The organism is Hwanghaeella sp., from assembly GCF_965227365.1.
Taxonomy (GTDB): Bacteria; Pseudomonadota; Alphaproteobacteria; order UBA8366; family Aestuariispiraceae; genus Hwanghaeella.
This window is the reverse complement of sequence record NZ_OZ245754.1, coordinates 2935028-2960828: the sequence shown is the minus strand read 5'-3', so window position 1 is coordinate 2960828 and position 25801 is coordinate 2935028. Positions and strand designations below refer to the sequence as shown.

The following is a 25801-nucleotide window of genomic DNA, read 5'->3' as shown; positions in this document are numbered from 1 at the left end:
TCGGTCCGTTGCCTTGCGGAGCCGTTTTGCCGAGGGGAAGGCGGTAACACCGTAGGCGTGCCGGGCCGCCGGTGTCCAGCTTGGGGCGTGCCGTGCAAGGGATACCATCTTGTATCGTTGACAGGATCGGCCCGTGGTCCTGAATTGGGCGCTGCCGGATCGGATGCGTGGATTCATTCGCAGTTTGTCAGTCTGTCATCCGGTACGGTGACGAAACGAAAATCCAGAGGACCCCGTGCTGACCAGGCCGCATTACATCGCGAACGAGATCTACCGATCGTCTCATCTCGGGCGCGGTCATCCGCTGTCCATTCCGCGGGTTTCGGTGGTGACGGATCTGATACGCGCTTTGGGCTGGATGGATCCTAAAGTGTATCATGAATCACCGATGGCGACGGTCGCACAGCTCGCGCGGTTCCATGACCGAACCTATATCGAGACCGTGCGCCGGGCGGAGGCCGAGGGGAAACTGCCGGACGATCTGAAACGCCGTTATCACATCGGCATCAACGGCAATCCGATCTACCGCGAGGTGTTTCGGCGCCCGGCTACGACCGCCGGCGCATCGGTCTATGCCGCCGGATTGCTGAAGCAGGGCGGGGTGGTGCACAGCCCGGCCGGCGGCACGCATCACGGCCGGCGCGATCGGGCCAGCGGCTTCTGTTTTTTCAACGATCCCGTGCTCGGCATCCTGGCCATGTTGGACCAGGGGTTGGAGCGGATCGCCTATGTGGATTTGGACGCGCATCACGGCGACGGCGTCCAGGACGCCTTTCAAAATGACGACAGGGTACTGACCATTTCGATCCACGAGGGCGGGCGGTGGCCGTATTCCGGGGCGGTCGATGACCGGGCCGGCGGCATGGCGCGAAACCTGCCGGTCCCACCCGGTTTCAACGATGACGAGCATGGCTATCTGATGGAGAACGCGGTCCTGCCGCTGTTGAGCTGGTACGAGCCGCAGGCCTTGGTGATCCAAGGCGGATGCGATGCGCTGGAGGACGACCCCTTGAGCAAATTATCGTTGTCTAATAATGCGTTATGGCGTGCCGTCAGGCAGATGCGGCCGATGGCGCCGCGGCTGCTGGTTCTCGGCGGGGGCGGCTACAACCCCTGGGCCGTGGCGCGGTGCTGGACGGGGTATTGGGGGTTGTTGAACGGGTTCGATTTGCGCGCGCCACTACCGGAGGTCGCGAGAAGGATTCTAGAAAACCTCACATGGCGCAGAAAACAAGGGAAAAATCCCCCAGCGCTCTGGTATAACCAGTTGCATGACGAGCCCAATCATGGCCCCATTAGGGATGAGATTCGGGGCCTCGCACGGCAGGTTCTCAGCGGTCTCTGAAAAAGAATGGGGGTGGGCCGTCTCATTCGCGGCCGACGCGATAATCAGGACAATCCCTCTGGTCCGCCCGGATCGGTCGTCAAATGGGTCGCCGAACCGGTCCTGGGATCGGCCCGTGGGGAAATGGGAGAGCAGATGACGCGCCGATGCATGTTGGCCGCATTGGGTTGGGTAGCAGCATTCTTTCTAGTACTCGCTGCTGGTACCGACGCCGGATACGCGCAGAAAAAGCTATCCTTCAAGCACGATACCCTCCGCATCGTGAAGCAGGCAGGCGGCCGCTACACCTTCCAGATCGAACTGGCGCGCACGCCCGCTCAGCGCCAGCAGGGGCTGATGTTCCGTGAGCGCCTCGCCGTCGATGCGGGTATGCTTTTCGATTATGAAAAGCCGCAACCGGTGGCCATGTGGATGAAGAACACATATGTCCCGCTCGACATGATCTTCATCGACGGCACGGGTATCATCACCCATATCGCCAAGCGCGCCGTGCCCTTGTCCCTGCAGCCTATTTCATCCAACGGTCCCGTCCGCGCGGTCCTGGAAGTGAATGGCGGTATCACCGATCACCTCGGTATCCGCGTCGGCGACGAGGTTCGGCACGCCATTTTCGGCAACGACCACAAGCGCTAGGACGACTCACGGTATGGTCCATCATGGAACGGGGTCCTGCCGGGCCGGGCGTGACGTGCTGCGCTGTGGCCATACCGTGCCGGATGACGTAAGGAAGACGAAAACGCGGCGCTGAAACTGGATGAGCGGTGGATCGAATGGCTGGAATTGACGGACTCCTGCAGTATGGCGCGGCGCTGGCGCTGGTCGGCGCACTGACCGCCTGCGGCACGGTCGCGCAGGATCTGGGTGCCGACGGCATGTCGCTTTCCGATACGCCCATCGTTTCCGGCAACACGTTCGACCGGTACAACGATCTTGCCGTCATCCCGCCCCATTCCGAAAATTTGAGCATCAGCTATCGGTACGAACTGGAAAGCCCCGCGGCGGGCGAGAGCGTTCCAGGCATCAACGGGCCGGTATGGCTCTATGCGGAACGGTCCGCCGCCGCGCCCGAGTCCTTCTTCCAGATCGGATTGATATCCGGCGACGAGACCCAGGAGCAGGCGGCGGAATCCGCCGTCGATGAGGGGCCGATCGTCGAGACGATCCGGCTCGGGTCGATCCGCTACAAGTCCACCCTGTATTGCGTGGATGCCATGTCCGGCGCGATGCCTGCGCCGGTCGCCGGCTTCATCGATAATCTTTCCGCCCATGGCTACGGTTTGTCGGACGGGCTGTTCGTCCGCCATTACGAGGGCGAGGGGCCGGGATTGGACGGGCGCTGGCTGAAAATGGCTTTCGTGCTGGATATCACGCGAATGGGATATGACTGCGCGACGATCGGCGACCCCGATGCGCCTGGAGAGGATTATGTCGAGGCGGTGAGCGACTTTAAGGACGCCGCCGCGCGTGCCTTCGAAGTCGTGCGTTAGCCCCCGCAGGCGAGCGTCCTGAAGGTCCTTTCCGGCGCGGTGAAACATAATTAGTTTCACTTGAAACTAAATTCTCCGAACTATATGCTGTCCGAAAGGCCCGCGATGTGCCCGACCGACGGTGCCGCGCGGCAATCAAATTCAGTCATCGAGAGGATTCCGACCATGACGGCGGCTAGCAACGGCAGTGGGTTTCAACCGGGCGTCATCAGCGATGCCAATCCGATGGGCACGGACGGGTTCGAATTCGTCGAATATACCGCGACGGATACGGAAGCCCTGAAGAAACTGTTCGAGACGATGGGCTTCACCGCGGTGGCCCGCCACCGGTCCAAGGACGTCACGCTGTATCGGCAGGGGGGCGTGAACTTCATCGTGAATGCCGAGCCCACCAGTTTCGCCCAATCCTTCGCCAGCGTGCACGGACCCTCGGCCTGCGCGATTGCCTTCCGCGTTAAGGATGCCGCCGCAGCTTATAAGCGTGCGCTGCAGCTGGGGGCGAAGCCGTTCCATGGCCAAGTCGGCCCGATGGAGCTCAATATCCCGGCGATCCACGGGATCGGCGATAGTCTGATTTATCTGGTCGACCGTTACGATACGCCGAACATCTACGATATCGACTTCAAGCCGATTGAAGGCGTGGACCAGAACCCGGCGGGCAAAGGGTTGGCCGAAATCGACCATCTGACCCACAATGTCTTCCGCGGCCGTATGGATGCCTGGGCGCATTTCTATGAGAAGCTGTTTAATTTCAAGGAACTGCGCTATTTCGACATTGAAGGAAAACTGACCGGCCTGCACAGCAAGGCGATGACCAGTCCGTGCGGTAAGATCCGCATCCCGATCAATGAGTCGGCGGACGACAAGTCGCAGATTGAAGAGTATCTGCACGCCTATAACGGCGAAGGCATTCAGCATATCGCGCTGAGCACCAACGATATCCTGGCCACGGTCGACGGGTTGCGTGCGAACGGTGTGCAATTCATGACGCCGCCGCCGGAAACCTACTACGAGATGCTGGCGGACCGCGTACCCGGCCATGGCGAGGACGCGGCCGCATTGAAAGCGCGCGGCGTTCTTCTGGACGGCGCGCCGACGGAAGGCGGCGGCATCCTGCTGCAGATCTTCACCGAGACGGTGATCGGCCCGATCTTCTTTGAAATCATTCAGCGCAAGGGTGACGAAGGTTTCGGCGAGGGTAACTTCAAGGCGCTGTTCGAAAGCATGGAGCGCGACCAGATCCGCCGTGGAGTCCTTGCCGAGAGCTGATTGCCGAGAACTGATTCCCGGGGGGGGGTCCTGCTATCAATAGGATTTTGGAAGTCCGAGGACCCGTTCTGCGACGTAGGATAGTGCGAGTTGCGGGCTGACCGGGGCGATGCGCGGGACGAAGGATTCCCGAAGGTATCGCTCCACGTGATACTCCTTGGCGTAGCCGAAACCGCCATGGGCCATCACGGCGGTTTGGCAGGCGTCGAAACAGGCTTCCCCGGCCAGGTATTTCGCGGCATTGGCGGACGCGCCGCAGGGTTGTCCCTGGTCGTATTGCCAGGCAGCCGACAGGACCATCAGCCAGGCGGCTTCCAATTCCGCCCAGCATTTGGCGAGTGGATGCTGAATCGCCTGGTTCTGGCCGATCGGGCGGTCGAACACGATCCGCTCCTTGGCGTATTCGGTCGCCTTTTTGATCGCGATCATGCCAAGGCCCACGGCTTCCGCCGCGATCAGAATGCGTTCCGGGTTCATGCCGTGCAGGATGTATTCGAAGCCGCGGCCTTCCTCGCCGATCAAATCGGATGCCGGAATTTCGAAATCCTCGAAGAAAAGTTCATTCGAATCGACAGCCTTACGGCCCATCTTCTCGATCTCGTGCACCTTGATCCGGTCCCGATCGAAGGGCGTGTAGAACAGGCTGAGGCCGAAGGTCGGTTTCGTGACCTCCTCCAGCGGTGTGGTCCGGGCCAGCAGAAGGATGTTGTCGGCAACCTGCGCGGTGGAAATCCAGACCTTCTGTCCGTTGACCACATACTTGCCACCGTTTTTCTCCGCCCTCAATTTCAACCGCGTTGTATTGAGGCCCGTATTCGGTTCCGTGACGGCGAAACAGGCCTTTTCTTTACCCTGCGCCATCGGCGTGATCATTCGGTGTTTCTGTTCCTCCGTCCCGAAGACCGCGACGGGATTGAGGCCGAAGACATTGATATGCAGGGCCGACGCACCGGACATGCCCGCACCGGATTCGGCGATGGTGCGCATCATCAAGGCGGCTTCAGTTATGCCCAGCCCGGCGCCGCCATATGCCTCGGCGGTGCAGATGCCGAGCCAGCCTTCCGCCGCCAGCGCATTATAGAAATCATCCGGAAATCCGCCTTCGCTGTCACGCTTCAGCCAATAGGCGTCATCGAAACTCGCACAGACCCGCGCCACGGAGTCCTGAATGGCCCGCTGCTCGTCGTTGAGGCTGAAATCCATTCCCGTTCCCCCCGATATCTGGTCCGCCGGCGCATTTCTAGTTCTGGGATTGCAGCATCCCACGCGCGACCACATGGGCCTGTATTTCCCCGGCGCCTTCGAAAATATTCAGGATGCGTGCGTCGCACAGCACCCGGCTGATCGGGGTTTCAAGCGCATAGCCGATCCCGCCGTGAATTTGCACGGCGTTATCCGCGCTCGCCCAAGCAACCCGTGCGGCCAGCAATTTGGCCATACCGGCATCGATGTCGCACCGGCGCCCCTGATCCTTTTCGCGCGCGGCCATATAGGTCAATTCCCGCGCCATGGTGATTTCCGCGAGCATCATGGTCAGTTTGTCTGCCACGCGGGGAAAATCACCGATCGACCGGCCGAATTGCTTGCGGTCCAGCGCGTAGGTCCGCCCGAGTTCGAAGGCGTTGCGTGCCACGCCGACGGCGCGGGCGGCGGTTTGGATGCGCGCGCCTTCGAAGGTTTGCATCAACTGTTTGAAGCCCTGACCTTCCTGTGCACCGAGCAATCCGTCCGCGGGAATGTCGAAATCCTCGAAGGCGATGTCGTATTCATGCATGCCGCGATAGCCGAGAACCTTGATCTCGCTGCCGGTCATCCCCGCGGCGGGGAAGGGGTCGGCTTCCGTGCCGCGCGGCTTGGGGGCGAGGAACATGGACAGTCCGGAATAGCCGGGCTTCGATGGATCGGTTCGCACCAGAAGAGTCATCAGATCCGACCGCGCCGCATGGGTGATCCAGGTCTTGGCGCCATTGACCCGCCACGAACCGTCGGGCTGTTTCACCGCCCGCGTTTTCAGGGAACCCAGGTCGGACCCGGTATCCGGTTCGGTGAAGACGGCGGTAGGCAGGATTTCTCCCGTTGCGATCTTGGGCAGCCAGGCCTGCTTTTGCTCATCCGTTCCGGCGAGGGAGATCAACTCGCCCGCGATTTCCGATCGGGTGCCGAGCGAACCCGCCGCGATCCAGCCGCGGCTCAACTCCTCCGTCACGATGCACATGGCCAGCTTGCCCATGCCCAATCCGTCATAGTCGGGGGCGATGCAGATGCCGAAGACGCCGAGCTCCGCCAGGGCCGAGACGATTTCATCCGGGATCAAGAGGTTCTCGAGATGCCATTGATGGGCATGGGGGGCGATGCGGTCGTCAGTGAAGCGCCGCATCTGTTCGCGGATCATCTCCAGCTCTTCTTCGCCGGTCGAATTGTCCGGTTCGTGCCCTTGATAGACGAGGGCAGCGAGGTCGTGCCTGATGCCGGTGCCGCCGTCATTTCCCAGCATGCGGGCGGCAAGGGCGGCAAAGGCCGGCTCTTCCGTCACGCCCATATCGGCCGGTCGGGCGATCTCGTTCTGGCTCATCGGAATGCCGCCGCCGAGTTGCTGCAGATATTCGGCGAAACCCAGTCGCAGGGTCAGGCCCTCGATTTCACCGAAACGGCCGGCTGCCTGAAGGCGCTGTGCCCAGCCAAGAGTCGCGGCGAGCGCGCCGACAGTGGTCGAAGTCCAGGCATAGGCGTGCAGCGCACGCTGGTGCCGGTCGGCCAGGGCGGCGTCCAGCTTGCCGTCGCGCGTGGCCGTTTTGGCCACGGCGGCCTTGGCCCGGGTCGTGTAGGCCTGCGCCGTCGCGACACTTTCCTGCGCCAATTCCAAAATATCAGTCATGTGCACTGTCCCCGGCGACGATACCCGTATCGTGTAGCTTTGCGATTTCCTTGTCCGACAGGCCGAGAAGGTCGGCCAGGACCTGTTCCGTATTTTCCCCGAGCCTCGGCGCGCGTACAGGCGATTGCCGTATGCTATCGACGAAATCCGCCGCGGCGCCCGGCGTCGGATAGGTGTAGCCGGACTTGTGCGCGACCGGAGAGAAGAGGGGGCTGTCCGAGAACATGCACTTTTCCGTCATCCCCTCGCTCACTGTCAGATAGGGGCTCCAGCAAACGCGGGTCTCGGCGAAGATCCGGCGCCATTCGGCCAGACTGCGCCGCGCGACGGCGGGGGCGACGATGGCGTTGATCGCCTCGCGATGTGTGAAGCGCAAACCGTCGTCTTTCGCCAAGGACAGGCCGATCGACGCTTCGAGCGCAGCGATACCGTCCTCGATTTCCAGCGCTTTCAGCAAGTCCGCCCATTGCGGGCGCGTTATCGCCACCAGCATGATCTGCTTGCCGTCGGCGGTCGCGAAATTGCGGCCCCATGACCCGAACAGGTCATTGCCGTGGCGCGGGCGGTCTGTGCCGCTTTCAGTGACTTCCCCGATCATGCCGAGATGCCCGGCAAAGGCCATAGCGACATCGGCCAGCGGCACGCGGATTTCTCCACCCTGCCCGGTTTTCAACCTTTTGCGTTCCGCCGCGATCAGCGCGAAGGCGGCATACAGTCCCGCCGCGATGTCCCAGGCGGGGAGGACATGGTTCACCGGTTCGCCGTCGAGAGAGGGAGGCCCGGTCATCAACGGGATGCCGACCGCCGCATTGACCGTATAGTCCAGTGCGGTCTGGCCGTCCGCCCAGCCCATGATCCGGGCGGTGATCAGGTCGGACCGCTTTTCGGCGAGACGATCATGGGCGAGGAAACCCTTGGCCGGGAAATTCGTCACGAACAGGCCCGCGTCTTCCCCCGGCGCGGCGATGATCGCGGCCGCGAGTTCACGGCCTTCCGGATTGGACAAGTCGATGGCGATCGACTTCTTCCCCTTGTTCAGACCTTCCCAATAGAAACTGTCGCCGTTGCGGGACAGAGGCCAACGCTTGAAATCCGGGCCGCCGCCGATCTGGTCGATGCGGATGACCTCCGCGCCCAATTGCGCCATGTGAAGCGCGCAGCTCGGTGCCGCGATGAAGGACGCCGCTTCAACGACCCGGAGGCCGGAAAGGATATCGAACATTCTATATTCGAACCTGTATTTGATTATTGGGCGGATTATGGTCCGGTCGGTTCTTGGTAATGGTAAAAACCGTTCGGGGAAAGGAGAAGTCGAGCTTCAAGGGCTATGGTTTCTCAATGTTTCGATCATTTTACTTTTTCCTGACCCGGTTATGGGGAACGTGGTTCCGCTCGCTCCTGCCCAGCCAGGTTAATGCATTGACCAAAATTTGAACAGATATTAGAAAAATTGTGCTGGGCTCCGGTTCGGCGATCCAATTGCCGGAGGGCAAGCACGTGTCCCGCGTAATAAGCAAAGACGACAATACCGCAGCGGACCTTCCCGGCGAGACCGGGAGTCCACGAAAGCAGACCAAGGCAGATATGTCACGCGAACGGGTGCTGGAGGCGGCTGCCCGGACCTTCTCCGAACGCGGATATGCGGGGACGACGATGCGCGATATCGCGCGCGCGGCGGACCTGCAAGCGGGATCCCTTTATTACCACTATCCCTCCAAGGAACTGCTGATCGAAGCGGTCATCGACCAGGGCATCCATAACATCACGAACACGGTTTACAACGCGATCGCGAAACTGCCGCCCAGCTCGTCCTACGGCGACCGGGTGAGAATGGCGATCCATGCGCATCTGCGGGCGATCCTGACCTATGGCGCCTTCGCCTCCGCGTCTCGGCATTTGTTGTCGCAGGTGCCGGTGGAGGTGCGGCGGAAACACATCCTGCGTCGGGAATCCTACGAGGAATTCTGGCTCGGCCTGTTGCAGACGGCGCATGAGGCCGGCGAAACGCGGGAAGGCGTCGACCTCAGGCTTGCCCGCACATTCATTCTGGGCGGCTTGAACTCGGCATTGGACTGGTACCGGCCTGAAGGCAAGTCCATCGAGGAACTTGCCGATCAGTTCGCCACGATGATCGAGGGCGGGATTTTGAAGGGCGGTTCCGCCTGAATGCGACGCCGTCAACGCGTCGAGAACCATGTGATTCTTTGAAGACGGGAGGGTTTAGTGAGCAGCGGTGTCGATACGGAAACATTCGCGCAAATTCAGGATGCCGTTCGGCGATTCACGATGGAGCGCCTGATCCCATCGGAACAGGAAGTGGAGGAAACCGACACGGTTCCGGCCTCGATCGTCGAGGAGATGAAGGCCCTGGGTCTGTTTGGACTTTCCATTCCGCAGGAATATGGCGGGCTTGGCCTGTCGCTCTCGCAGGAGGTCGCCGTGATCGCCGAAGTCGCCCAGGCGGCGCTCGCCTTCCGCTCGGTCTTCGGCACCAATGTGGGGATCGGCTCGCAAGGGATCATGATCGACGGTACCGAGGCGCAGAAGGCGGAATGGCTGCCAAAATTGGCGACCGGCGAAGCCTTGTCCTCCTTCGCCCTGACCGAGCCGGATGCGGGGTCCGATGCCGGCGGGCTTCGGACCCGTGCGGTGCGGGACGGCGACCATTACGTCATCAACGGATCGAAGCGCTATATCACCAATTCCGACAGCGCCACGATCCTGACCCTGATGGCGCGGACCGACCCGGACCGGAAGGGCGCGTCTGGGATCAGCGCCTTCATCGTACCGACCGGCACGCCGGGCATCACGATCGGGAAGCCGGACAAGAAGATGGGCCAGCGCGGTACCCGGACCTGCGATATCAGCCTGACCGATGTGCGCGTGCCGGCGGAACACATGGTCGGCGGTGAGGAACGGGTGAACCAGGGTTTCAAGACGGCGATGAAGGTCCTGGACCGCGGCCGCATCCATATGGCGGCGCTGGCGATCGGCCAGGCGCGGCGGCTGATCAACGAAGCGCTCGCCTATGCCACGGAGCGAAAGCAGTTCGGCCAGCCTATTTCCAACTTCCAACTGGTTCAGGCCATGTTGGCGGATAGTCAGGCCGAGCTCTACGCCGCCGAATGCATGGCGACCGACGCGGCGGCAAGATTCGACCGGGGGGAGGCGATCCCGCAGCAGGCGGCCTGCGCCAAGATGTTCGCTACCGAAGCCACCGGACGCATCGCCGACCGGGCGGTGCAGATCTTCGGCGGGGCGGGCTACATGGTCGAATACCCGGTGGAACGGATCTATCGCGACGTGCGGCTGATGCGGATCTATGAAGGAACGACCCAGATTCAGCAGCTTATCATCGCCAAGCATATGTTGAGCCGTCAGGCGGCAGGCGAGAAACTCTGATCTCACTTATTTTCGATAGTTAGAGAGTGGCATTCCATGGCAGGGCAAGTAGGCAACGCTGCGGTTTCGGGTTTTTCCGACGCGGTCGGCCGGACTGAAGAGGTTTCCGATACGATCGCGCCGGACCGCGTGCAGGCGATGGCCGCCACGCTCGACCTGGACCGCGCGCCGATACAGGGGGACCCACTGCCGCCGGGCTGGCATTGGCTGTTCTTCAACAAGTTCGTCCCGCGCCGTGAAGTGGGTGAAGACGGGCATCCGAAACGCGGCGGTTTCATTCCCGATGTTGGTCTGCCTCGGCGGATGTGGGCCGGCGGGCGCCTGCGTTATCTGGCGCCGCTGACCGTCGGCGCCGCTGTTTCCCGGCACAGCGAAATCCTCTCCATCCAGGCGAAGGAGGGAAGGGCGGGCAGGCTCGTCTTCGTGACGATCCGGCATCGTCTGCAGGCTACCGGGACGCTTTGCGTCGAGGAAGAACAGGATATCGTTTATCGCGAAGCCGATACCGGAAAGGGCCCGAGGCCGACGCCGCCGGCCGCGCCCGCCGAAGCGGTCTGGTCCGAGGAGGTCGTGCCGGATCCTGTCCTGCTGTTCCGTTATTCGGCGCTGACGTCGAACGGGCATAGGATTCACTACGATCAGCCCTATGCGCGAGGGGAAGAGGGCTATCGCGACCTCGTCGTTCATGGACCTCTCATCTCGACCCTGTTGCAGAATTTCGCCGTGTCCCTGAAACCTGAGGCGGCATTGACGCGTTTCGACTATCGCGGCATGGCGCCGCTATTCGTCGACCGGGCGTTTCGGATCGAGGCGGCGCCGGGCGAGGGCGCGGATGAACTGTCGCTCTGGGCAAAAGGCCCGGACGGCGAACTCGCGATGAAGGCGACGGCCGGTTTTTCCTGACGGGCCGGGCGCGGCGGGAGATCAGCCCTCTGACCCCACACACATCAGGATAGCATTGTCGATTTGCCGTTCCTGCCGGTCGCGTGCAGACTGATCGCACGCGCGTCCCCGGAAGATGAGGGCGGGCGCAAGGGAGCCTGCCGAATGGAGCAATTGAGTCCCTTCTTCGATCCCATCTGGGTCGAAAACCTGCAGGTCCGGGCCGAACATTGGCTGCTGACCGAAGTCCTGACCTGGACCAGCCTGTTGCAGCTTGCCGTCCTTGCCGTGGCCGCCCTGGTGTCTTGGCCGGTCGGCCGCGCGATCGCGTCGGGGCTGAACAAGTTTGAAGCAAAATCGCAGCTTGGGAGCGGCCGGCTGCGCGGCGTCGTCCCGACATTGCGATCACTCGCTTTCCCCGTTGCCTATCTGCTGTTGTTGTTGATTTCTCTGGGTGGCTTGGAAAGCGCCGGGCTGCCGTTTCATATCGTCACCATCGCCATCAGCATCCTGACGGCCTGGCTGGTCATTAGGCTCGCCACTTCTGTCATCGCCAACCGGGAGGTCGCGCGCGTCGTCAGCCTGCTCGCCTGGGCGGTCGCGACGCTGAATATTCTGGGCTTGCTCGGACCGTTGCAGCGCCTTTTGTCAGACATTGCCGTGCCGCTCGGCGAAAACCGGATCACCCTGCTCAGTATTCTGCAGGCGATCGTGCTCTTCGCCGTTTTGCTCTGGGCCTCCGGGGCGGCGGGGCGGGTCGCGACGGCTTATCTGAACCGGTCTCAGACACTGACGCCGTCGATCAAGGTCCTGGCGGAGAAGGCGTTGCGGATCGCCCTGTTCACCGCGATCATCCTGTTGACGCTGGAATATATCGGCGTCGATCTGACCGCCTTCGCGGTCTTCACCGGCGCCGTGGGGGTGGGCGTCGGCTTCGGCCTCCAGAAGGTCATCTCGAACCTCATCTCCGGCTTCATTCTGCTGCTCGACCGGTCGATAAAGCCCGGCGACGTGATCGAGATCGGCGATACATTCGGGTGGGTCACCTCGCTCAGTGCGCGCTATGTCGCGCTGACGACACGCGACGGGCGCGAATTGCTGATCCCGAACGAGGATCTGATCACGCAACAGGTGATCAACTGGTCCTATACCAGCAAGCTGCTGCGGGTTTCGTTGAAGTTCGGCATTTCCTACGAGTCGGATGTGCGCAAGGCGATGGAACTGGCACTGGATGCCGCCGCGTCGGTGGAACGGGTGCACAAGGATCCGGCGCCGGTCTGCCGCCTGACCGGGTTCGGCGACAGTTCCGTCGACTTCGAATTGCGGATCTGGATACACGATCCGGAAGCGGGCGTCGTCAATGTCAAGAGCGACGTCTATCTCGCCCTGTGGGACAGGTTCCACGAACACGGGATCGTCATTCCCTTCCCGCAGCGGGACGTCACGATCAAGAACAGCGAGATCCAGGTAGTCCGGGCGGACCGCGGCGAACCGGCGGATTAAGGCATGCTTCGGTGATGAGGATGACCGTGGTCGCGTGCTCAATCAGCTCGATGTCCGGCCCGCCATGAGCCTGAGCGGGGTGTAGGTGATGACGGTTTCCCCGCGCTGATTGACAATGGCGTTCCGTGTGCGAACCAGGCCCCGGCCGCCCTTCTTGGCTGGGCGAACCTCCGTCACCTCGATCTCGACATGAATCGTGTCGCCTTGCAGGACCGGTCCATGCACGTCGAGTTCCATTTTGAGGAAAGCGAGACCCGTTCCCTGACCGGTGGCGTTGAGGACCAATCCCTCAGCCAGGGAAAAGACAAGCGCGGCGGGAGCCGGGCGGCCGGAAATGGCCGAATGTTCTTCGATGAATTCCAAATCCACGAACAGCGATTCCAGCATCCCGGCACAGGAAACGAAGTTCACGATATCCGTTTCCGTGATCGTTCTGCCGAATGTCTTGAACCGATCGCCTGGCTGCAATTCGTTCCAGTAGAATCCCTCACCCACGAGTTTCATCTTGCTTCCTTTTCTCGCCGTGCCGACGTGTACCTTCGGGTCGATTATGGTCGGACGTTCCGCACTCCCAACCATGAGGCATTCAATCTGCACGGTGCCGGTATACCATGCCAACACTGTTCACGCCGGAACTGGTGCCGTACACTCCGGGTCCGGTCAGGGGTAAAAGGGGGAGGCAGTGATAATGTCCGACATCGGCAATGAAATCGACGCTTGGAAGCCTTCCGCGCGTTACCCGGATCCATCCGTTATTTCACTGGACCCCAGGTTCGATGCGCTGCGATTGCCGCTGGCGGGGGTCGAACGGTTGGCTACGGGCTGCCGTTGGTCGGAAGGTCCCGTCTGGTTCGGTGATGGCCGGTATCTGCTTTGGAGCGACATTCCGAACAACCGGATAATGCGATGGGACGAGGTGACCGGGCAGGTCTCGGCTTTTCGAAATCCATCTAACTTCGCGAATGGCCAAACCCGTGACCGGCAAGGACGGCTCGTAACATGCGAGCATGGCGGAAGACGGGTAACGCGCACGGAATACGACGGCAGCATCACCGTTCTTGCGGACAGTTTTGAAGGAAAGCGGCTGAACTCGCCGAACGACGTTGTGGTGAAGTCGGATGGAACCATCTGGTTCACCGATCCGCCCTTCGGCATCGCCGGCAACTACGAAGGATACAAGGCCACGCCTGAGCTTGGTCAGAACGTCTATCGCTACGATCCGGAGACGGAAGTCCTGACCATTGTCGCGGACGACATCCTTGGTCCCAACGGCCTCGCTTTCTCGCCGGACGAAACCAAGATCTACATCGTCGAATCCCGTGGCCTGCCGAACCGCAAGATTCTCAAATACGATGTTTCCAAGGACGGGGCGACGATCAGCGGGAAACGCGTCCTTATCGATGCCGGTCCCGGAACGCCGGACGGCTTCCGCGTCGATGTCGAAGGCAATCTCTGGTGCGGATGGGGAATGGGAACGGCGGAGCTTGACGGGGTGATGATCTTCGCGCCGGACGGCGCGCCAATCGGCCGGATCGTCTTGCCGGAACGATGCGCCAACCTGTGTTTCGGCGGTCGCGCCAACAGCCGCATTTTCATGGCTGCGAGCCATTCCGTCTACGCACTCTATGTGAATGTTGCCGGTGTCGCCGGAGGCTGAGCTTGCGCCTGAGTGCCCGCACGCGATCTTGCTCGGCGATCAATCGGAATGCGTCGAGGGAATGGTCTAGGAGGACGGGCGCGATCAGCCGATCCAAAAGGGTGGTGCGCCGTTGCACAATCGTGGGCGACGCACCCAACTGACCGGCACACAGGGGCCGAGAGGGTCCCAATCACCGGGCAAGTGTCACCGGAGCGTCTTCACGGCACACCGCGCACGGCTCCGGGCGCCGGCGCGGACAATCCTTGGGTTAGGCGAAATCTTCCCGGGCTGCCAGACGCGCGGCGGCCTTTTCGAAACGCGCCCGTGTGGCGACGCGTGCGCCCTCGATGTCCTGCCTTTCGAGCGCGTCGATGACGGCCTTATGCTCGGCGATGATCGCGGGGCCGAACTCGGAGGCCGCGGCATTTTTCAGGAATGCTGAGCGGAGATTGTTCTGAATATTCGTTTCGATCATCAAGATGACCTCGACGTAATAACCGTTGCCGGAGGCTTCGGCGATCCGGCGGTACAACAACAATTCCGCGTCAACGCGTTCTTCCAGGGCTTCCTTCGGGCCTTTATTGTCCGCCCGTTCCATTTCTGCGAACACGTCGCGGATGCCGGCCATTTGCCTGTCGGTTCGCATTTCCGCCGCTAATGCGCTGGCGCCGGATTGAACCCCGGTGCGGAGTTGCAGCAATTGGACAATCTGCTTGCGCTTTTCGAAACAGGCGGGGCTGATCCGAAAGGCAGACCGCTGCTGCTTTTCCGAAATGAAGGCACCGACGCCGCGTCGAGAATCGACGATGCCGTCGTAGCGCAGCAGCGAAATCGCTTCCCGCACGACCGTCCGCGCCACACCGAACCTTTTGGACAGATCGAACTCCGTCGGCAGACGATCCCCAGCCCGCAACTGTCCGTTCTCGATTGCTTCCATAATTGCGGTCGCGACCTCGTCCGGAAGCCGCCGCGGGCGATCGATGCGGTCAAAGATAGCTGCGGTCTCTGTCATGCCGTGCACCTCAATCGGGTGATTGAAAACTATCCATTCCAATACATGGTGTCATTGAAACAGACAACAGAAACCAGTTGTCAGACAATCAGACATATGATTTTTTCCCTCACGAAGGGAGAAAACGATGATCGCGGGAAAAATTGGTCTGATCGGTCTGGGCGGCATGGGGCAGGGGTTGGCGAAGAACCTGTTGCTGAAGGGTGCCGACCTCATTGTCGCCGATCTGGATGAGAACAAGGTGGCCATTGCGACCGAACGGGGCGCCAAGACCTGTAGCGACCTTCAAGAAATGGCCGGGCAAGTTGATGTTTTGGCTGTTTGCATCACTACGGCGGAAGCCGTCCGGACAATCTCGATGGGAAAGGACGGGATCCTCGCTGCGATGAGGCGCGGGGCCGTCTTCCTGGATCACACGACCGTATCGGCGGAACATGTGGACGTCATGCGCTCCGCCTGCGCCGAGGCGGGGGTCGTCTATGCCGAAGCACCGATGACGCGGACGCCGGCCCATGCCGACCGCGGGGAGGTCAATGTCCTGTTCGGCGGCGAGGCGGCGCTGTTGGAACGTCTTCGGCCCGTCTTCGACGCCTATGCGGAAAACATCTTCCATGTCGGCCCGGCGGGTCATGCGATCCGCCTGAAGCTGATCCACAATTACATTGCTTTCGCCAATGTCGCGGCCTTCTGCGAAGGCTTCGCCCTTGCAGCGAAAGAAGGCCTGGATATGGACAAGGTCATCGGCATCATATCCGCGGCCGGCGGCAAGTCGGGCATGATGGATCTGTATGGCGAGGCCACGTTGCGACGGGATTTCACGCCGCATATGTCGCTCGCCAATGCCCGCAAGGATGTCCGCTATTACGCTGAATGGCTGGAGAAGGCCGGTCTTCCCGGCTTCATGGCCCAGTCCGTCCACCAAACCTACGCCCTGGCTTCGATCATGGGGCATGACGATGAAGGCTGCACGGCGGTCATCAAAGCCTATGAGGAGCTTACGGGCGTTCCCGCGCGCCTTAATACCGAAAAAGAACAATAAGAAGCGCACACCGCGCCGACACCGCCCGACCTAATGCCGGGCGCAATCAAAACCCATGCATCTCGGGAGGAAACCGATGCTGAAAAAACTGCTACTCACAGGGGCCGTCTGTGCCTTGATGACCACCCATGCCTATGCGCAGGACGTTACGCTGCGTCTGGCGCATTTTGCGGCCGAGACCCATCCGGGTCATATCGCGGCGAAGCAGTTCGCCGACCGCGTCGCTGAGCGTACCGGCGGCGCCGTTGCCGTCGAGATTTTTCCGGCCAATGAATTGGGCTCGCCGCCGGAGCAATTGGAGCAGACCAAGCTCGGCGCAATCGAGATGAACCTGCCGACACAGGGCGGTTTGGACAAATACGAGAAGGCTTTCGGGACCGTGATGACACCGTTCGCGTTCCGGGATTACAGCCACGCCCATCAGGTCCTCGACGGTCCGTTCACGGATTGGGCCGCGCCGCTTCTGGAGAAGCAGGGACTCGTCATGCTGTCGAACTGGGAATACGGGTTCCGGAACATCACGAATTCCGTTCGTCCCATCAATTCGCCGGAAGACGTGAAAGGGCTTCGCTTGAGGACGCCGCCGGAACTTCAAATCGTCGCGGCGATGGAGGGCTTAGGCGCGGCCACGACGCAGATCGCTTTTCCCGAATTGCCGAACGCGCTGAACCAGGGCGTCGTCGACGGCCAGGAAAACCCGATCGGCGTGATCTATCATTTCAAGCTGAATGAGTTCCAGGAGCATTTGGCCCTTACCCGGCACGTGTACAATTCGATGGTTCACGTGATCAACAAGGACGTCTTCGACGGCTTGACCCCCGAACAGCAGCAGATCCTTCGGGAGGAAAGTGCCGCTGCCGGCCAGTTGATGCGCGATCTGGTCGTGGCGCAGGAAGAAAAGGAACTGGCCGAACTGGAATCGGCCGGCATGAAGATCACCCGTCCGGACCTGAAGGCTTTCGCCGCCATGATGGGGCCGGCCCGCGACCGAGTGGGCGAATATAGCGGCGCGGAAAACATGAAAACCTTCCTGGGTTTTCTGGACTGACGCAAAAAACCCCGCGGCCTTGGTGCCGCGGGGCTCCCCTTTTTTCGGGTAGGGTTCGATGCTGACCTTAATCATTCTAGCCGCCTTGGTGGCCTTGATCGCATTTGGGCTGCCTGTCGCCGTGGCGCTGGGGCTGACGGCCGTCGGTTTCTATGTCCTGCAGGGCGATTTCCGTATTTTGGCCATGCTGCCGCAGCGGATGTTCTCGGCAACCACCGGCTTCACCTTGCTGGCGATCCCGTTCTTTATTCTTGCCGGCAATCTGATGAATACAGGCGGCATCACGGAGCGGATCTTCAAGTTTGCCGATGCCTGCGTCGGACATATTCGCGGCGGGTTGGGGCAGGTCAATGTGTTGGCGTCGCTGCTTTTCTCCGGCATGTCCGGCGCGGCCGTCGCCGACGCGGCGGGGCTGGGACAGGTCGAATTGAAGGCCATGAAGGACAAGGGCTACGACCCTGAGTTTTCCGCCGCCATCACGGCCGCGTCTTCCACCATCGGGCCGGTTTTCCCGCCCTCCATACCATTTGTCCTTTATTCATCCATCACGGGGGTGTCTGTCGCAAAGCTGTTCCTGGCAGGTGTGATACCGGGCATTCTCATGGCCGTGGCCTTGATGGCCGCCGTCTGGGTCATGGCTCATCTGCATAAGATGCCGCGACGGGATTTTATCGACTGGCGCGGCATATGGAGCGGTTTCCGCGATTCCGCCCTGTCGCTGTTGACCCCGGTCATCATCATCTTCGGCATTTTCGGCGGTGTCTTCACCCCTACCGAAGCCGGCGTGGCCGCCAGTGCCTATGCGCTGTTTCTATCCATGGTCGTTTATCGGGAAATCACTGTTTCAGATTTACCCAGGATACTATGGGAAACTTTGCAGCACACGATCCGCGTCATGTTCGTCATCGCCGCGGCCGGGTTTTTCGGCTGGCTGCTGGTCCATCAGCGCATTCCAAATCATCTGGTCCAATCGATGCTGGGATTGGCGGATACACCCATGGCGGTCCTGGCCATCGTTGTCGTGGTTCTGTTGATCCTCGGCATGTTCCTCGAAGGAATCGCCGTCATCGTCCTTACCGTTCCCTTGTTTCTGCCGGTCGTGACGCAGCTTGGCATAGACCCGATCCAATTCGGCGTGATCATGATCCTGTGCTCGATGGTCGGGTTGCTGACGCCGCCCGTAGGTATGGTTCTGTTCGCCGTGTCTTCGATCGCGAACCTCTCGGTGGGACGGCTCAGCCGGGCATTGCTGCCCTATCTGGCCGGCCTTTTCTTCGTGCTTTTGATTGTCATCTTCATACCGGCCGTTTCTACATGGCTGCCGGATTTGTTGATGGGGGGAGGGCTGTGATGCATTCCTTCGACGCGATTGTCGGCCGGGCCTTGCGGGGCGTCGCCATCGGCTGCCTGAGTGCGCTGTTCGTTCTTCTTTTCGTGAATGTCATTGCGCGGACTTTCCGGTTCGCGGGGTTCGCCTGGTTCGACGAGATCGTCCAGGGCTTGTTTGCCTGGATGGTGTTCGTCGGCGCCGCGGCCTTGTGGCGCGAGAAGGACCATTTCCAGGTCGACTGGATCCCGAACATGCTGTCGGCGGGAAGGCGAACCGCCCTGAAGCTCGTCACGTCCGTGCTGGCGCTCTGCTTCCTTGTCGCGATGACGTGGTTCGGCGCGAAATTGACCGTCAGCGCCAATGCGTTGACGCCGATCCTCGCCCTGCCGACCGCACTGTTCTATGCCTCGATCCCGCTCTCGGGCGCGATCATGATCGCCTATTCCCTGGCGGAGCTCGTCCGCCTTGTCACACAGGGTTCCAATTCTGAAACAGGAGACAGCGAATGATTTTCGACCACCGCACCTATACCTGCCGTCCGGGTACGATCAAACAGCAGATGAAGCTGTATGAAGACCACGGCTGGGCGACCCAGAAGAAGCATCTTGGTGCGCCTATTCTGTACGGCGCTGTCGAGACCGGCGACGTCAATTCCTACATCCATGTCTGGGTTTACAAGGATGCGGCCGACCGCGCCGCCCGCCGCGCCGCCATGGCCGCCGACCCGGATTGGCAGAACTACCTGAAGCTCAGCGCGGAAGCCGGCAATCTCATCAGCCAGAAAAACAAGATTCTCACGGCGGCCCCGTTCTATGCCGCCCCAAAGGAATTCGCCTGAAACCACGCCGGCGGGCCGGACGGCTCGCCGGCTTTCCGATCTCCCCTGCCGACCGCATCTCTTGTCTGCGCGGGGTTTGTGGGGACATCGAGTGAAACCTATCCTTTTCGTCATCGCGGTCTTCGCCGTCACGCAATCGCTGTCTCACGGGCGCTGTTTCACGGGCGCTGTCCCACGAGCGCTGAGGGGGAGGGCTTTGAGAATTTTGCCCAGCCTCGGTTCGCTTGTTCTCATTCGCCCGCTTGCCAAGGCCAGCGTTTCTGCCTAGAAACCCGGGCATCTCCACGGTCGGGGCGTAGCGCAGCCTGGTAGCGCATCTGCTTTGGGAGCAGAGGGTCGTCTGTTCGAATCAGACCGCCCCGACCAATTCCGCACTTTTGCCATCTGTTGCTTCCGCGTCAGGTTTTCTCCCTGTAGGGGAGTATTCGCCTCTTCCCGTTCCCACTTGGCTGCGGCGCGGGGGCGTAGGTTTTGCCTGGGCTCTGCCTGGGCTTTGTCTGCGTGATGCAAATTTGCGACAAGTTAGCATTAACTTTTTGGAAACCATTTGCGTCCTTTGCGAATAACAGGCTTATTCTGGTACTGTTTCGGTATACAGGTTTGGCATTCTGATCGGTCGTTCCATGAAATATGTGGCCAGCGGCACCAAACGCCGTGCTCTGCAAGGGGCGTCACTTTCTATCTTTCTTCTGATGGCCTGCAGCGGCGTTGCCGCCGCGCAGGGCACGACGTATTCCGTGTCCGACGAGGCAACGCAGCAGTTGGGCCGGACGATGAAATCGGCCTCCGTCGACGACGGGCTGGCGCTTGCCGAACTGGCGATCAGCGAAGGCCGTTACGAACAGGCCGTGGGCATCCTTTCCGGACTTCTGTTGCGGGCGCCCGACAACGCGACGCTGAAACTGCTGCTCGGTGATCTGTACTCCCGGATGGGCAGTTTCCCGCAGGCCAGAATTTACGTTGAAGAGGCGCTGGCTTCCGGCAAGCTTTCTCCGAAACAGGTTCAGGACGCCAATATCATTCTGGCCTTGATGGCAGGCGGCCAGCCCGAAGAAAAAGATCGGTTCAGTTTCGGCGGCAGTCTGTCCGCCGCGTTGCGTTACCGGAGCAACGCCTCCGGCGGCACCAACAACGATACGGTCCTGATCAACGACCAGGCGGTCGCGGTTCAGGACAACGCGCGGGAAGAGAAGGACTGGGACTGGTCGACGACGGCCTCCATCCGGCTCGGATATGAAATCACGCCTGATATCGCGATGGATACGCGCGGTTTCCTCTTCATCCGCAAGCAGAACCAGGAACAGCAGAACGACCTGGGGATCGTTGAACTGACGCCCGGGCTGCGGTTCGATCTGATCAAGGAAAAGGATCTTCAGGTTCGCGTGCGTCCCTATCTGATCGGCAGCGGCGCGACATTGGACGGACAGGCCGCGCTGTTGGTCGGCGGTGCCGGGGTGCAAAGTCAGCAACTCGTCAACCGGCGTATTATTTTCAGCGAGTCGGCTGAGTTCCGGCTTGTCGATTATCGCACCATCGACGGGCGCGCCGGGCTGGAAAACCTCGACGGCGACGAGAAACGTCTGACCGCCGGGGCGACCTATCTGTTCACCGAGACGCTGTCGGGTCGCCTCGACTATCGCGGCGTCTGGCGCGATACGCAGCAGGAATCCGACGACCGCGTTCAGCACAGGTATCGCGGGTCCATGACCTACCGCTATCCGTTCTCCTTCACGGACGACAAATCACGGATCAAATTCGCCGTCGCCTACACGGAATCGGATTTCGACGGGCCGGATAGGAATATTTCAGCCGTCACGACGAGAGAGGACGAAGAGTGGTCGTTCGATCTGTCCAACGCGACGCCGATCGCGGAGGATCTGACGGTTGATCTGTCCGCCAGCTATACGACGCGGGACAGCAACCTGCCGAACTTCGAGACCGAGGATACGTCGGTGTCCGCGGGCATCACGTGGCGGTTCTAAGGGCGGGTGAGATCGATGGAAGTGAGTATTTCAAGCATGTGTTCGATGGAAATGGATCGGGGCGAGTGACATGAACCGGTTCCATCTATTAGCCTCCGCCAGTCTGCTGACCTTCATCGTCGGCCAACCGGCCCTTGCCCAGGATGCGCCTGAAGTGGCCGGGTCGGCCATGGTGGCCATCCCCTCGATTCAGGCGGTACTCGGTGACGCCGCGCCGCGGACGATCGCCATCGGCAACGAGATTTTCCGTAACGAGCACATCACGACCGGACCGGAAGGGCATCTGCATATCCTGTTCCGGGACGAATCGAACATGACCCTTGGGCCCAATGCGGAAATCACGATCGACGAATATGTCTACGATCCGGTTTCCGGCACGGGCACGATGGTGGTGCAGCAGGCGGCCGGCGTCATGCGGTTCATAGGCGGCGCCATCAGTAAATCCGGGACAGTCAATATCGCGACCGTCGTCGGTACGATCGGCGTACGCGGCGGCGTTGCCCTTGTGCGTGTCCTGGACGGCGGCGGCATTCAGGCCTTCTTCGTCTTCGGTGACCAGATGACGGTCGAAAGCGTCAACGGCGATACCATTGCGATGGATACGGCCGGTTTTTCCTTCAGCATTTCTCCGGATGGCGAAATCAGCCCGCCTGCGGAAATCAACCCGGCCGATTTGGGCGAAGCGCTTAATGCGCTTGAGACGCCGGAAGGATCGGTGACGGCGGTGAATGTCCCCGACGCGGTTTTGAACAACCTGCAGGATCGGTTGGGACAGCAGGCGGTCGATCCGGATACCGGCCTGATCGATTCGCTCGAAGGCGCGGAACCCATCACGGTACGCGAGTTGGAGACAATCCTCGGCACGGATGTGCTGGAGGAGGAAGTCATCCAGGAGATCTTCGAAGAGCAGGCCCAGGAAATCGAGGAAAGCGGCTCCGGCGTCTGACGCGCGGGCCCACGTTTCGGCCGGTCAAATCGGCTCGTATCCCCATTTCTTCATCATCGACCCGCAAATGCGGTTGAACCGTTTGTGCTGATCGGGCGTCCAATCGGCCCAGCGCCGACGCGGGTCGAAGTCGTCCGGTTTCGGCTGTGGTGTGAAGTCGACCCGTCCCTCTTCCGTCCGGATTCCGAAGCTGGATCCTATGACGGGGAAATTCGTATCGGGCGCGCTGCCGTCGGGGAAGGGGGGCAGGCCGATTCGCTCCAGCACACCATTGAGGACGGGGGCGGGGTCGGCGACCAGCTTTTCGTACCGGATTGTCATGATCCTGCCGTCGCGTACCGCGTCCTGATGATCGGCCAATGTCTGGGTAATAAGCCGCATGCGTTGGACCCAGGAAGACGCCAGATGCTCCAGGGTGAAGGAAAGGCTCCATGCACTGCGAACATTCAGAAAGCTCTCGGCGATCGAGCGCGGGTCGCGAATGATCAGCAGGTAATTGGCGTCGGGAAACAGCCGCAGCCCCACCGGCCAATCCCCGGCAACGGGTGATTTCGACAGCGGGCGGCGGGTCGGGTCCTTGTCGCCGCCGATAAGGGACAGCAGCGCGTCGCCGATCACGGCCAGCATGTCATCGCGCGACACGGTGCCCAGCCCCGTATAGCTGCCGCCGTCCATGGCCTCCCACATCTTGAAGACGCCGTCGGCATAGTCGCTGAGATGGTTTGCGCCGACATTCAGATAGTCTTCCAGCACGTCGACGAAATACAGATCCGGATGGGTCTCCAGCATCGATTTGAGGTAATTCGTCCCGCTCCGGCCCATCGGGGCGACGATGAAGACCGGGGCCGGCAGTTCCGTTTTACGCATAATCCGTTATATCCTGAAGCTCGTCCAAAATGCCTTTGCAGCGACGGCCGTTCTCGGTTTCGGCGAAGGTTTTCAATGCCGCCAGTTTGGCCTGGGAAGACGAGAACCCGGCGATGCGGTGATCCAGCACGGGATGCTTGATGCGAACGCCGGGCTTCCCCGTCGCCGATAATTGACAGACCAGGGCGTACCAAAGGGCGTCGTCGGGGACGTCCGGAACGCCGCCGGCCTTGAGCAATGTCTTGCGCGACATCGCCATGGCCGATAGCAGTCCCGGCGCGTTTTCGATCATCGCCGTTTTGGCAACCTGAGCGACGCCGAGAGGCAGGGCCGGAGGTATCGGCCGTTCGGGGATGCCGCCGTAACTGAAGGCGATCGTGCGGAAACTGCAGGAAAAGGCATATCGATGATCGTCCAGTGCCGTCGGCGTCAGAACATCCCCCGGGTCGAGGAGAAGAACCAGCGACGATGATGTGAGGGCTAGGGCATTCCTTAGAATCCGCGCCTTTGTATCATTCACTGCCTGTGGAAAGCATTGCAGAAGAAACGGCCATTCCGGCGTAAGCAATTCCGGGGCGGTCAGGGAAATCTTGTGCAGGACGATGACTTCGCGCGCCGGCAGGCGTTGTGCCGCGATGGAAGAGAGGGTCCGCACCAAAGCGGTCTCGTCATCCACGCCGCCGATGACGACGCAGAAACTGCGTGTCGGCGGGTTGCTAAGCCATTTGTCTACCTCCCGATTGGCCGCGATGCCGAAGGATCTTCTGCTCAGGATGTGGGATTTCTTGTCGGCGAGATGCGCGAAGGCGGGCTCCCTCAGGAACTTGTCCACGTGGTAGAAAACGTGCTGCAGAAAGACGTCGGTGTCCTTGGTTATCCCACCTGCCCAGTTGTCATATTCGACCAGGCATTTTTTGACATGAACGAAGGTGTCGGGCGCGTTCATCCAGAGGCGGATGTAGAAATCGAAATCCTCGCCGATCCGCTGGGTTTCGCTGAAGCCGCCGGCGTCCCGCGCGGTGCGCGTCCGCATGACGACAAGGCTCATCGTCACAGCAGGCCCGGCGAGGTTCTCGGGAATGGCGTTCGGTTCCTGGCACGAGGCCGGGCGATCGATGTCGAGCGCGGAGAAACTGCGCCGAAGGTCGCTATAGACCAGGGTCGTGCCCGGATTTTCCCGAAAGGCGTCCAGCATCGTCTCAAGGTATTCCGGGTACCAGAAATCATCGCTGTCGAGGAAGGCGGTGTAAGGCGTTCGGGCGGCGTTCAGGCCCGTATTCGCCGCTCCGCCGGCGCCCTTGTTTTCCGCATGTCTGATCACCTGAACACGGTCTCCGAACGTCTCCTGGACGACGTCGGCGGTACCGTCGGTCGACGCGTCGTCGACCACGATGATTGGCTGCCCTTCGAGGGTTTGGGCCAAAGCGGAGCGGATTGTGTCGGAAATTCGGTCGCGACGGTTGAAGGCCCGGATGACCGTGGTCACGATTGGCTTGCCGGCGGGCATCGATGTTCCTGTCCGTGATTGATCGGGTGCGGCGGACGCGCTGATGTTCGGTTGTGTAGTCTAACACCGCCACGCCGGGAAACGCGAGGGGCGCGCTCAGGGACAATCGCCGGCTGCGGCCCGGATGCTATTCGCGCAACAAGCTGAAAAGACTGGTGAATCGGATGTTTGCGAACGGCTTGGCTGGCGCGGTTCTTGGCTGTATGCTGCGCCCCGCATGGAAGAGCTGGAGCTTGCGACGCATGGAAGTACGGATTTTCAAACCGGCCAAGACCGCGATGCAGTCGGGCCGTGGCAAGATCAAGGACTGGATCATGGAATTCGAGCCGACGGACCGGGCCATGCCGGACGACCTGATCGGCTGGGTCGGGTCGGCGGACACCCGCAAGCAGGTGACGCTTCACTTCCACACCAAGGAAGAGGCGGTGGAATACGCCAAGAAGCACGGCCATACCTATACGGTTCAGGAAGAAAAGACCCGCAAGATCAAACCGAAGGCCTATGCGGACAATTTTTCCTATTCCCGCCTGCAGCCCTGGACGCATTGAGGGCGAAAGCCTGATAGAAACCGGAAGGCAGAATTGCCGGCAGGCGCGGCCGTCCTGACCGGCATTCGGCGAGATGGCATTCCGCCGCGAATTCCGCTATAGGCACCCCATCACGCCAAAGGCCCCGTAGCTCAATTGGATAGAGCACTGGTCTTCTAAACCAGTTGTTGCAGGTTCGAGTCCTGCCGGGGTCGCCAAAAATCTGTGCCCGACCCGGACACATAGGTAGCAGATTGTCCCTAAGACATAGGTAACAGACTCGAGCCGAGTGGTGTGTCGATG

General features: G+C 61.0%; 24 protein-coding genes and 2 tRNA genes. 19 read left to right on the top strand and 7 right to left on the bottom strand.

Going from position 1 to position 25801, the window contains the following annotated elements:
* The first annotated feature begins 235 nt into the window (after positions 1–235).
* The 4 genes from ACQK2G_RS13535 (at position 236) to hppD (ending at position 4101) form a co-directional block, all read left to right on the top strand.
* Positions 236–1345: an acetoin utilization protein AcuC gene (locus tag ACQK2G_RS13535; protein ID WP_425405566.1), complete on the top strand. Its 1110-nt coding sequence runs from the start codon at positions 236–238 to the stop codon at positions 1343–1345.
* A gap of 12 nt (positions 1346–1357) precedes the next feature.
* Complete coding sequence (locus ACQK2G_RS13530; protein WP_425405565.1) at positions 1358–1978, top strand: DUF192 domain-containing protein; 621 nt, start codon at positions 1358–1360, stop codon at positions 1976–1978.
* Positions 1979–2115: 137 nt separating this feature from the next.
* Complete coding sequence (locus tag ACQK2G_RS13525) at positions 2116–2832, top strand: hypothetical protein (RefSeq protein ID WP_425405564.1); 717 nt, start codon at positions 2116–2118, stop codon at positions 2830–2832.
* Between the two features lie 165 nt (positions 2833–2997).
* Positions 2998–4101, top strand: coding sequence for a 4-hydroxyphenylpyruvate dioxygenase (hppD, locus tag ACQK2G_RS13520; RefSeq protein ID WP_425405563.1), 1104 nt, complete (start codon positions 2998–3000; stop codon positions 4099–4101).
* A 36-nt stretch (positions 4102–4137) separates the two neighbouring features.
* Here the strand turns inward: hppD and ACQK2G_RS13515 are convergent, their stop codons facing one another.
* From ACQK2G_RS13515 to ACQK2G_RS13505, 3 genes are read right to left on the bottom strand one after another with little or no spacing between them, the layout of a single operon-like run.
* Positions 4138–5304, bottom strand: a complete 1167-nt coding sequence (locus ACQK2G_RS13515; protein ID WP_425405562.1) for an acyl-CoA dehydrogenase family protein — start codon at positions 5302–5304, stop codon at positions 4138–4140.
* Positions 5305–5341: 37 nt separating this feature from the next.
* Positions 5342–6976, bottom strand: coding sequence for an acyl-CoA dehydrogenase family protein (locus ACQK2G_RS13510; protein WP_425405561.1), 1635 nt, complete (start codon positions 6974–6976; stop codon positions 5342–5344).
* Positions 6969–8198, bottom strand: a complete 1230-nt coding sequence (locus ACQK2G_RS13505; protein ID WP_425405560.1) for a CoA transferase — start codon at positions 8196–8198, stop codon at positions 6969–6971. The genes ACQK2G_RS13510 and ACQK2G_RS13505 overlap by 8 nt, the downstream gene beginning before the upstream one ends.
* 362 nt (positions 8199–8560) lie before the next feature.
* On the opposite strand from ACQK2G_RS13505, the gene ACQK2G_RS13500 reads away from it, so the two are divergent.
* The 4 genes from ACQK2G_RS13500 (at position 8561) to ACQK2G_RS13485 (ending at position 12763) form a co-directional block, all read left to right on the top strand.
* Positions 8561–9142 carry a TetR/AcrR family transcriptional regulator gene (locus ACQK2G_RS13500; RefSeq protein ID WP_425405559.1) on the top strand — a complete coding sequence of 194 codons (582 nt, stop codon included), beginning with the start codon at positions 8561–8563 and terminating at the stop codon, positions 9140–9142.
* Positions 9143–9199: 57 nt separating this feature from the next.
* Positions 9200–10378: an acyl-CoA dehydrogenase family protein gene (locus tag ACQK2G_RS13495; RefSeq protein WP_425405558.1), complete on the top strand. Its 1179-nt coding sequence runs from the start codon at positions 9200–9202 to the stop codon at positions 10376–10378.
* Positions 10379–10414: 36 nt separating this feature from the next.
* On the top strand, positions 10415–11281 hold the full coding sequence (locus tag ACQK2G_RS13490; protein WP_425405557.1) for an FAS1-like dehydratase domain-containing protein: 867 nt from the start codon (positions 10415–10417) through the stop codon (positions 11279–11281).
* A 144-nt stretch (positions 11282–11425) separates the two neighbouring features.
* Positions 11426–12763 (top strand): mechanosensitive ion channel family protein, encoded by a 1338-nt coding sequence (locus ACQK2G_RS13485; RefSeq protein ID WP_425405556.1) that lies wholly within the window; start codon positions 11426–11428, stop codon positions 12761–12763.
* Positions 12764–12805: 42 nt separating this feature from the next.
* Here ACQK2G_RS13485 and ACQK2G_RS13480 read toward each other — a convergent pair whose 3' ends face one another.
* On the bottom strand, positions 12806–13267 hold the full coding sequence (locus ACQK2G_RS13480; RefSeq protein WP_425405555.1) for a MaoC family dehydratase: 462 nt from the start codon (positions 13265–13267) through the stop codon (positions 12806–12808).
* Positions 13268–13451: 184 nt separating this feature from the next.
* Here ACQK2G_RS13480 and ACQK2G_RS13475 point away from each other — a divergent pair, with 184 nt between their 5' ends.
* Positions 13452–14420, top strand: coding sequence for an SMP-30/gluconolactonase/LRE family protein (locus tag ACQK2G_RS13475; RefSeq protein WP_425405554.1), 969 nt, complete (start codon positions 13452–13454; stop codon positions 14418–14420).
* A gap of 250 nt (positions 14421–14670) precedes the next feature.
* Here ACQK2G_RS13475 and ACQK2G_RS13470 read toward each other — a convergent pair whose 3' ends face one another.
* A complete protein-coding gene (locus ACQK2G_RS13470; protein ID WP_425405553.1) occupies positions 14671–15414 on the bottom strand; it encodes a FadR/GntR family transcriptional regulator in 744 nt (247 codons plus the stop codon).
* Positions 15415–15541: 127 nt separating this feature from the next.
* Between ACQK2G_RS13470 and ACQK2G_RS13465 the strand changes: the two genes are divergently transcribed.
* The 8 genes from ACQK2G_RS13465 to ACQK2G_RS13430 all read left to right on the top strand — a co-directional run bounded on the left by ACQK2G_RS13465 (position 15542) and on the right by ACQK2G_RS13430 (position 22597).
* Positions 15542–16453 carry an NAD(P)-dependent oxidoreductase gene (locus ACQK2G_RS13465; RefSeq protein WP_425405552.1) on the top strand — a complete coding sequence of 304 codons (912 nt, stop codon included), beginning with the start codon at positions 15542–15544 and terminating at the stop codon, positions 16451–16453.
* Positions 16454–16529: 76 nt separating this feature from the next.
* Positions 16530–17501 carry a TRAP transporter substrate-binding protein gene (locus tag ACQK2G_RS13460; protein ID WP_425405551.1) on the top strand — a complete coding sequence of 324 codons (972 nt, stop codon included), beginning with the start codon at positions 16530–16532 and terminating at the stop codon, positions 17499–17501.
* 58 nt (positions 17502–17559) lie between these two features.
* A complete protein-coding gene (locus ACQK2G_RS13455; protein WP_425405550.1) occupies positions 17560–18852 on the top strand; it encodes a TRAP transporter large permease in 1293 nt (430 codons plus the stop codon).
* A complete protein-coding gene (locus tag ACQK2G_RS13450; protein WP_425405549.1) occupies positions 18852–19340 on the top strand; it encodes a TRAP transporter small permease in 489 nt (162 codons plus the stop codon). Before ACQK2G_RS13455 ends, ACQK2G_RS13450 begins: the two co-directional genes overlap by 1 nt.
* Entirely contained in the window at positions 19337–19669 is a 333-nt protein-coding gene (locus ACQK2G_RS13445; protein ID WP_425405548.1) for an NIPSNAP family protein, read from the top strand. The genes ACQK2G_RS13450 and ACQK2G_RS13445 overlap by 4 nt, the downstream gene beginning before the upstream one ends.
* A gap of 289 nt (positions 19670–19958) precedes the next feature.
* Positions 19959–20035, top strand: a tRNA-Pro gene (locus ACQK2G_RS13440).
* A gap of 257 nt (positions 20036–20292) precedes the next feature.
* Entirely contained in the window at positions 20293–21651 is a 1359-nt protein-coding gene (locus ACQK2G_RS13435) for a tetratricopeptide repeat protein (RefSeq protein WP_425405547.1), read from the top strand.
* 70 nt (positions 21652–21721) lie between these two features.
* Positions 21722–22597, top strand: a complete 876-nt coding sequence (locus ACQK2G_RS13430; protein WP_425405546.1) for a FecR family protein — start codon at positions 21722–21724, stop codon at positions 22595–22597.
* Positions 22598–22621: 24 nt separating this feature from the next.
* On the opposite strand, the gene ACQK2G_RS13425 is transcribed toward ACQK2G_RS13430, so the two are convergent.
* Entirely contained in the window at positions 22622–23464 is an 843-nt protein-coding gene (locus ACQK2G_RS13425; protein ID WP_425405545.1) for a sulfotransferase family protein, read from the bottom strand.
* Positions 23457–24971, bottom strand: a complete 1515-nt coding sequence (locus tag ACQK2G_RS13420; RefSeq protein ID WP_425405544.1) for a glycosyltransferase family 2 protein — start codon at positions 24969–24971, stop codon at positions 23457–23459. The genes ACQK2G_RS13425 and ACQK2G_RS13420 overlap by 8 nt, the downstream gene beginning before the upstream one ends.
* A gap of 242 nt (positions 24972–25213) precedes the next feature.
* Between ACQK2G_RS13420 and ACQK2G_RS13415 the strand changes: the two genes are divergently transcribed.
* The gene (locus ACQK2G_RS13415; protein ID WP_425405543.1) at positions 25214–25519 is read left to right on the top strand and encodes an ETC complex I subunit; all 306 of its coding nucleotides are present in this window, start codon (positions 25214–25216) and stop codon (positions 25517–25519) included.
* Positions 25520–25639: 120 nt separating this feature from the next.
* Positions 25640–25716 (top strand) — tRNA-Arg (locus ACQK2G_RS13410).
* The last annotated feature ends 85 nt before the right edge of the window (positions 25717–25801 follow it).

Excerpts from the sequence above, each read along its gene's own strand:
- ACQK2G_RS13525 (WP_425405564.1), top strand. The coding sequence starts at position 2,116 with ATGGCTGGAATTGACGGACTCCTGCAGTATGGCGCGGCGCTGGCGCTG.
- hppD (WP_425405563.1), top strand. The coding sequence starts at position 2,998 with ATGACGGCGGCTAGCAACGGCAGTGGGTTTCAACCGGGCGTCATCAGC.
- ACQK2G_RS13515 (WP_425405562.1), bottom strand. The coding sequence starts at position 5,304 with ATGGATTTCAGCCTCAACGACGAGCAGCGGGCCATTCAGGACTCCGTG.
- ACQK2G_RS13510 (WP_425405561.1), bottom strand. The coding sequence starts at position 6,976 with ATGACTGATATTTTGGAATTGGCGCAGGAAAGTGTCGCGACGGCGCAG.
- ACQK2G_RS13505 (WP_425405560.1), bottom strand. The coding sequence starts at position 8,198 with ATGTTCGATATCCTTTCCGGCCTCCGGGTCGTTGAAGCGGCGTCCTTC.
- ACQK2G_RS13500 (WP_425405559.1), top strand. The coding sequence starts at position 8,561 with ATGTCACGCGAACGGGTGCTGGAGGCGGCTGCCCGGACCTTCTCCGAA.
- ACQK2G_RS13490 (WP_425405557.1), top strand. The coding sequence starts at position 10,415 with ATGGCAGGGCAAGTAGGCAACGCTGCGGTTTCGGGTTTTTCCGACGCG.
- ACQK2G_RS13485 (WP_425405556.1), top strand. The coding sequence starts at position 11,426 with ATGGAGCAATTGAGTCCCTTCTTCGATCCCATCTGGGTCGAAAACCTG.
- ACQK2G_RS13480 (WP_425405555.1), bottom strand. The coding sequence starts at position 13,267 with ATGAAACTCGTGGGTGAGGGATTCTACTGGAACGAATTGCAGCCAGGC.
- ACQK2G_RS13475 (WP_425405554.1), top strand. The coding sequence starts at position 13,452 with ATGTCCGACATCGGCAATGAAATCGACGCTTGGAAGCCTTCCGCGCGT.
- ACQK2G_RS13470 (WP_425405553.1), bottom strand. The coding sequence starts at position 15,414 with ATGACAGAGACCGCAGCTATCTTTGACCGCATCGATCGCCCGCGGCGG.
- ACQK2G_RS13465 (WP_425405552.1), top strand. The coding sequence starts at position 15,542 with ATGATCGCGGGAAAAATTGGTCTGATCGGTCTGGGCGGCATGGGGCAG.
- ACQK2G_RS13460 (WP_425405551.1), top strand. The coding sequence starts at position 16,530 with ATGCTGAAAAAACTGCTACTCACAGGGGCCGTCTGTGCCTTGATGACC.
- ACQK2G_RS13455 (WP_425405550.1), top strand. The coding sequence starts at position 17,560 with ATGCTGACCTTAATCATTCTAGCCGCCTTGGTGGCCTTGATCGCATTT.
- ACQK2G_RS13450 (WP_425405549.1), top strand. The coding sequence starts at position 18,852 with ATGCATTCCTTCGACGCGATTGTCGGCCGGGCCTTGCGGGGCGTCGCC.
- ACQK2G_RS13445 (WP_425405548.1), top strand. The coding sequence starts at position 19,337 with ATGATTTTCGACCACCGCACCTATACCTGCCGTCCGGGTACGATCAAA.
- ACQK2G_RS13435 (WP_425405547.1), top strand. The coding sequence starts at position 20,293 with ATGAAATATGTGGCCAGCGGCACCAAACGCCGTGCTCTGCAAGGGGCG.
- ACQK2G_RS13430 (WP_425405546.1), top strand. The coding sequence starts at position 21,722 with ATGAACCGGTTCCATCTATTAGCCTCCGCCAGTCTGCTGACCTTCATC.
- ACQK2G_RS13425 (WP_425405545.1), bottom strand. The coding sequence starts at position 23,464 with ATGCGTAAAACGGAACTGCCGGCCCCGGTCTTCATCGTCGCCCCGATG.
- ACQK2G_RS13420 (WP_425405544.1), bottom strand. The coding sequence starts at position 24,971 with ATGCCCGCCGGCAAGCCAATCGTGACCACGGTCATCCGGGCCTTCAAC.
- ACQK2G_RS13415 (WP_425405543.1), top strand. The coding sequence starts at position 25,214 with ATGGAAGTACGGATTTTCAAACCGGCCAAGACCGCGATGCAGTCGGGC.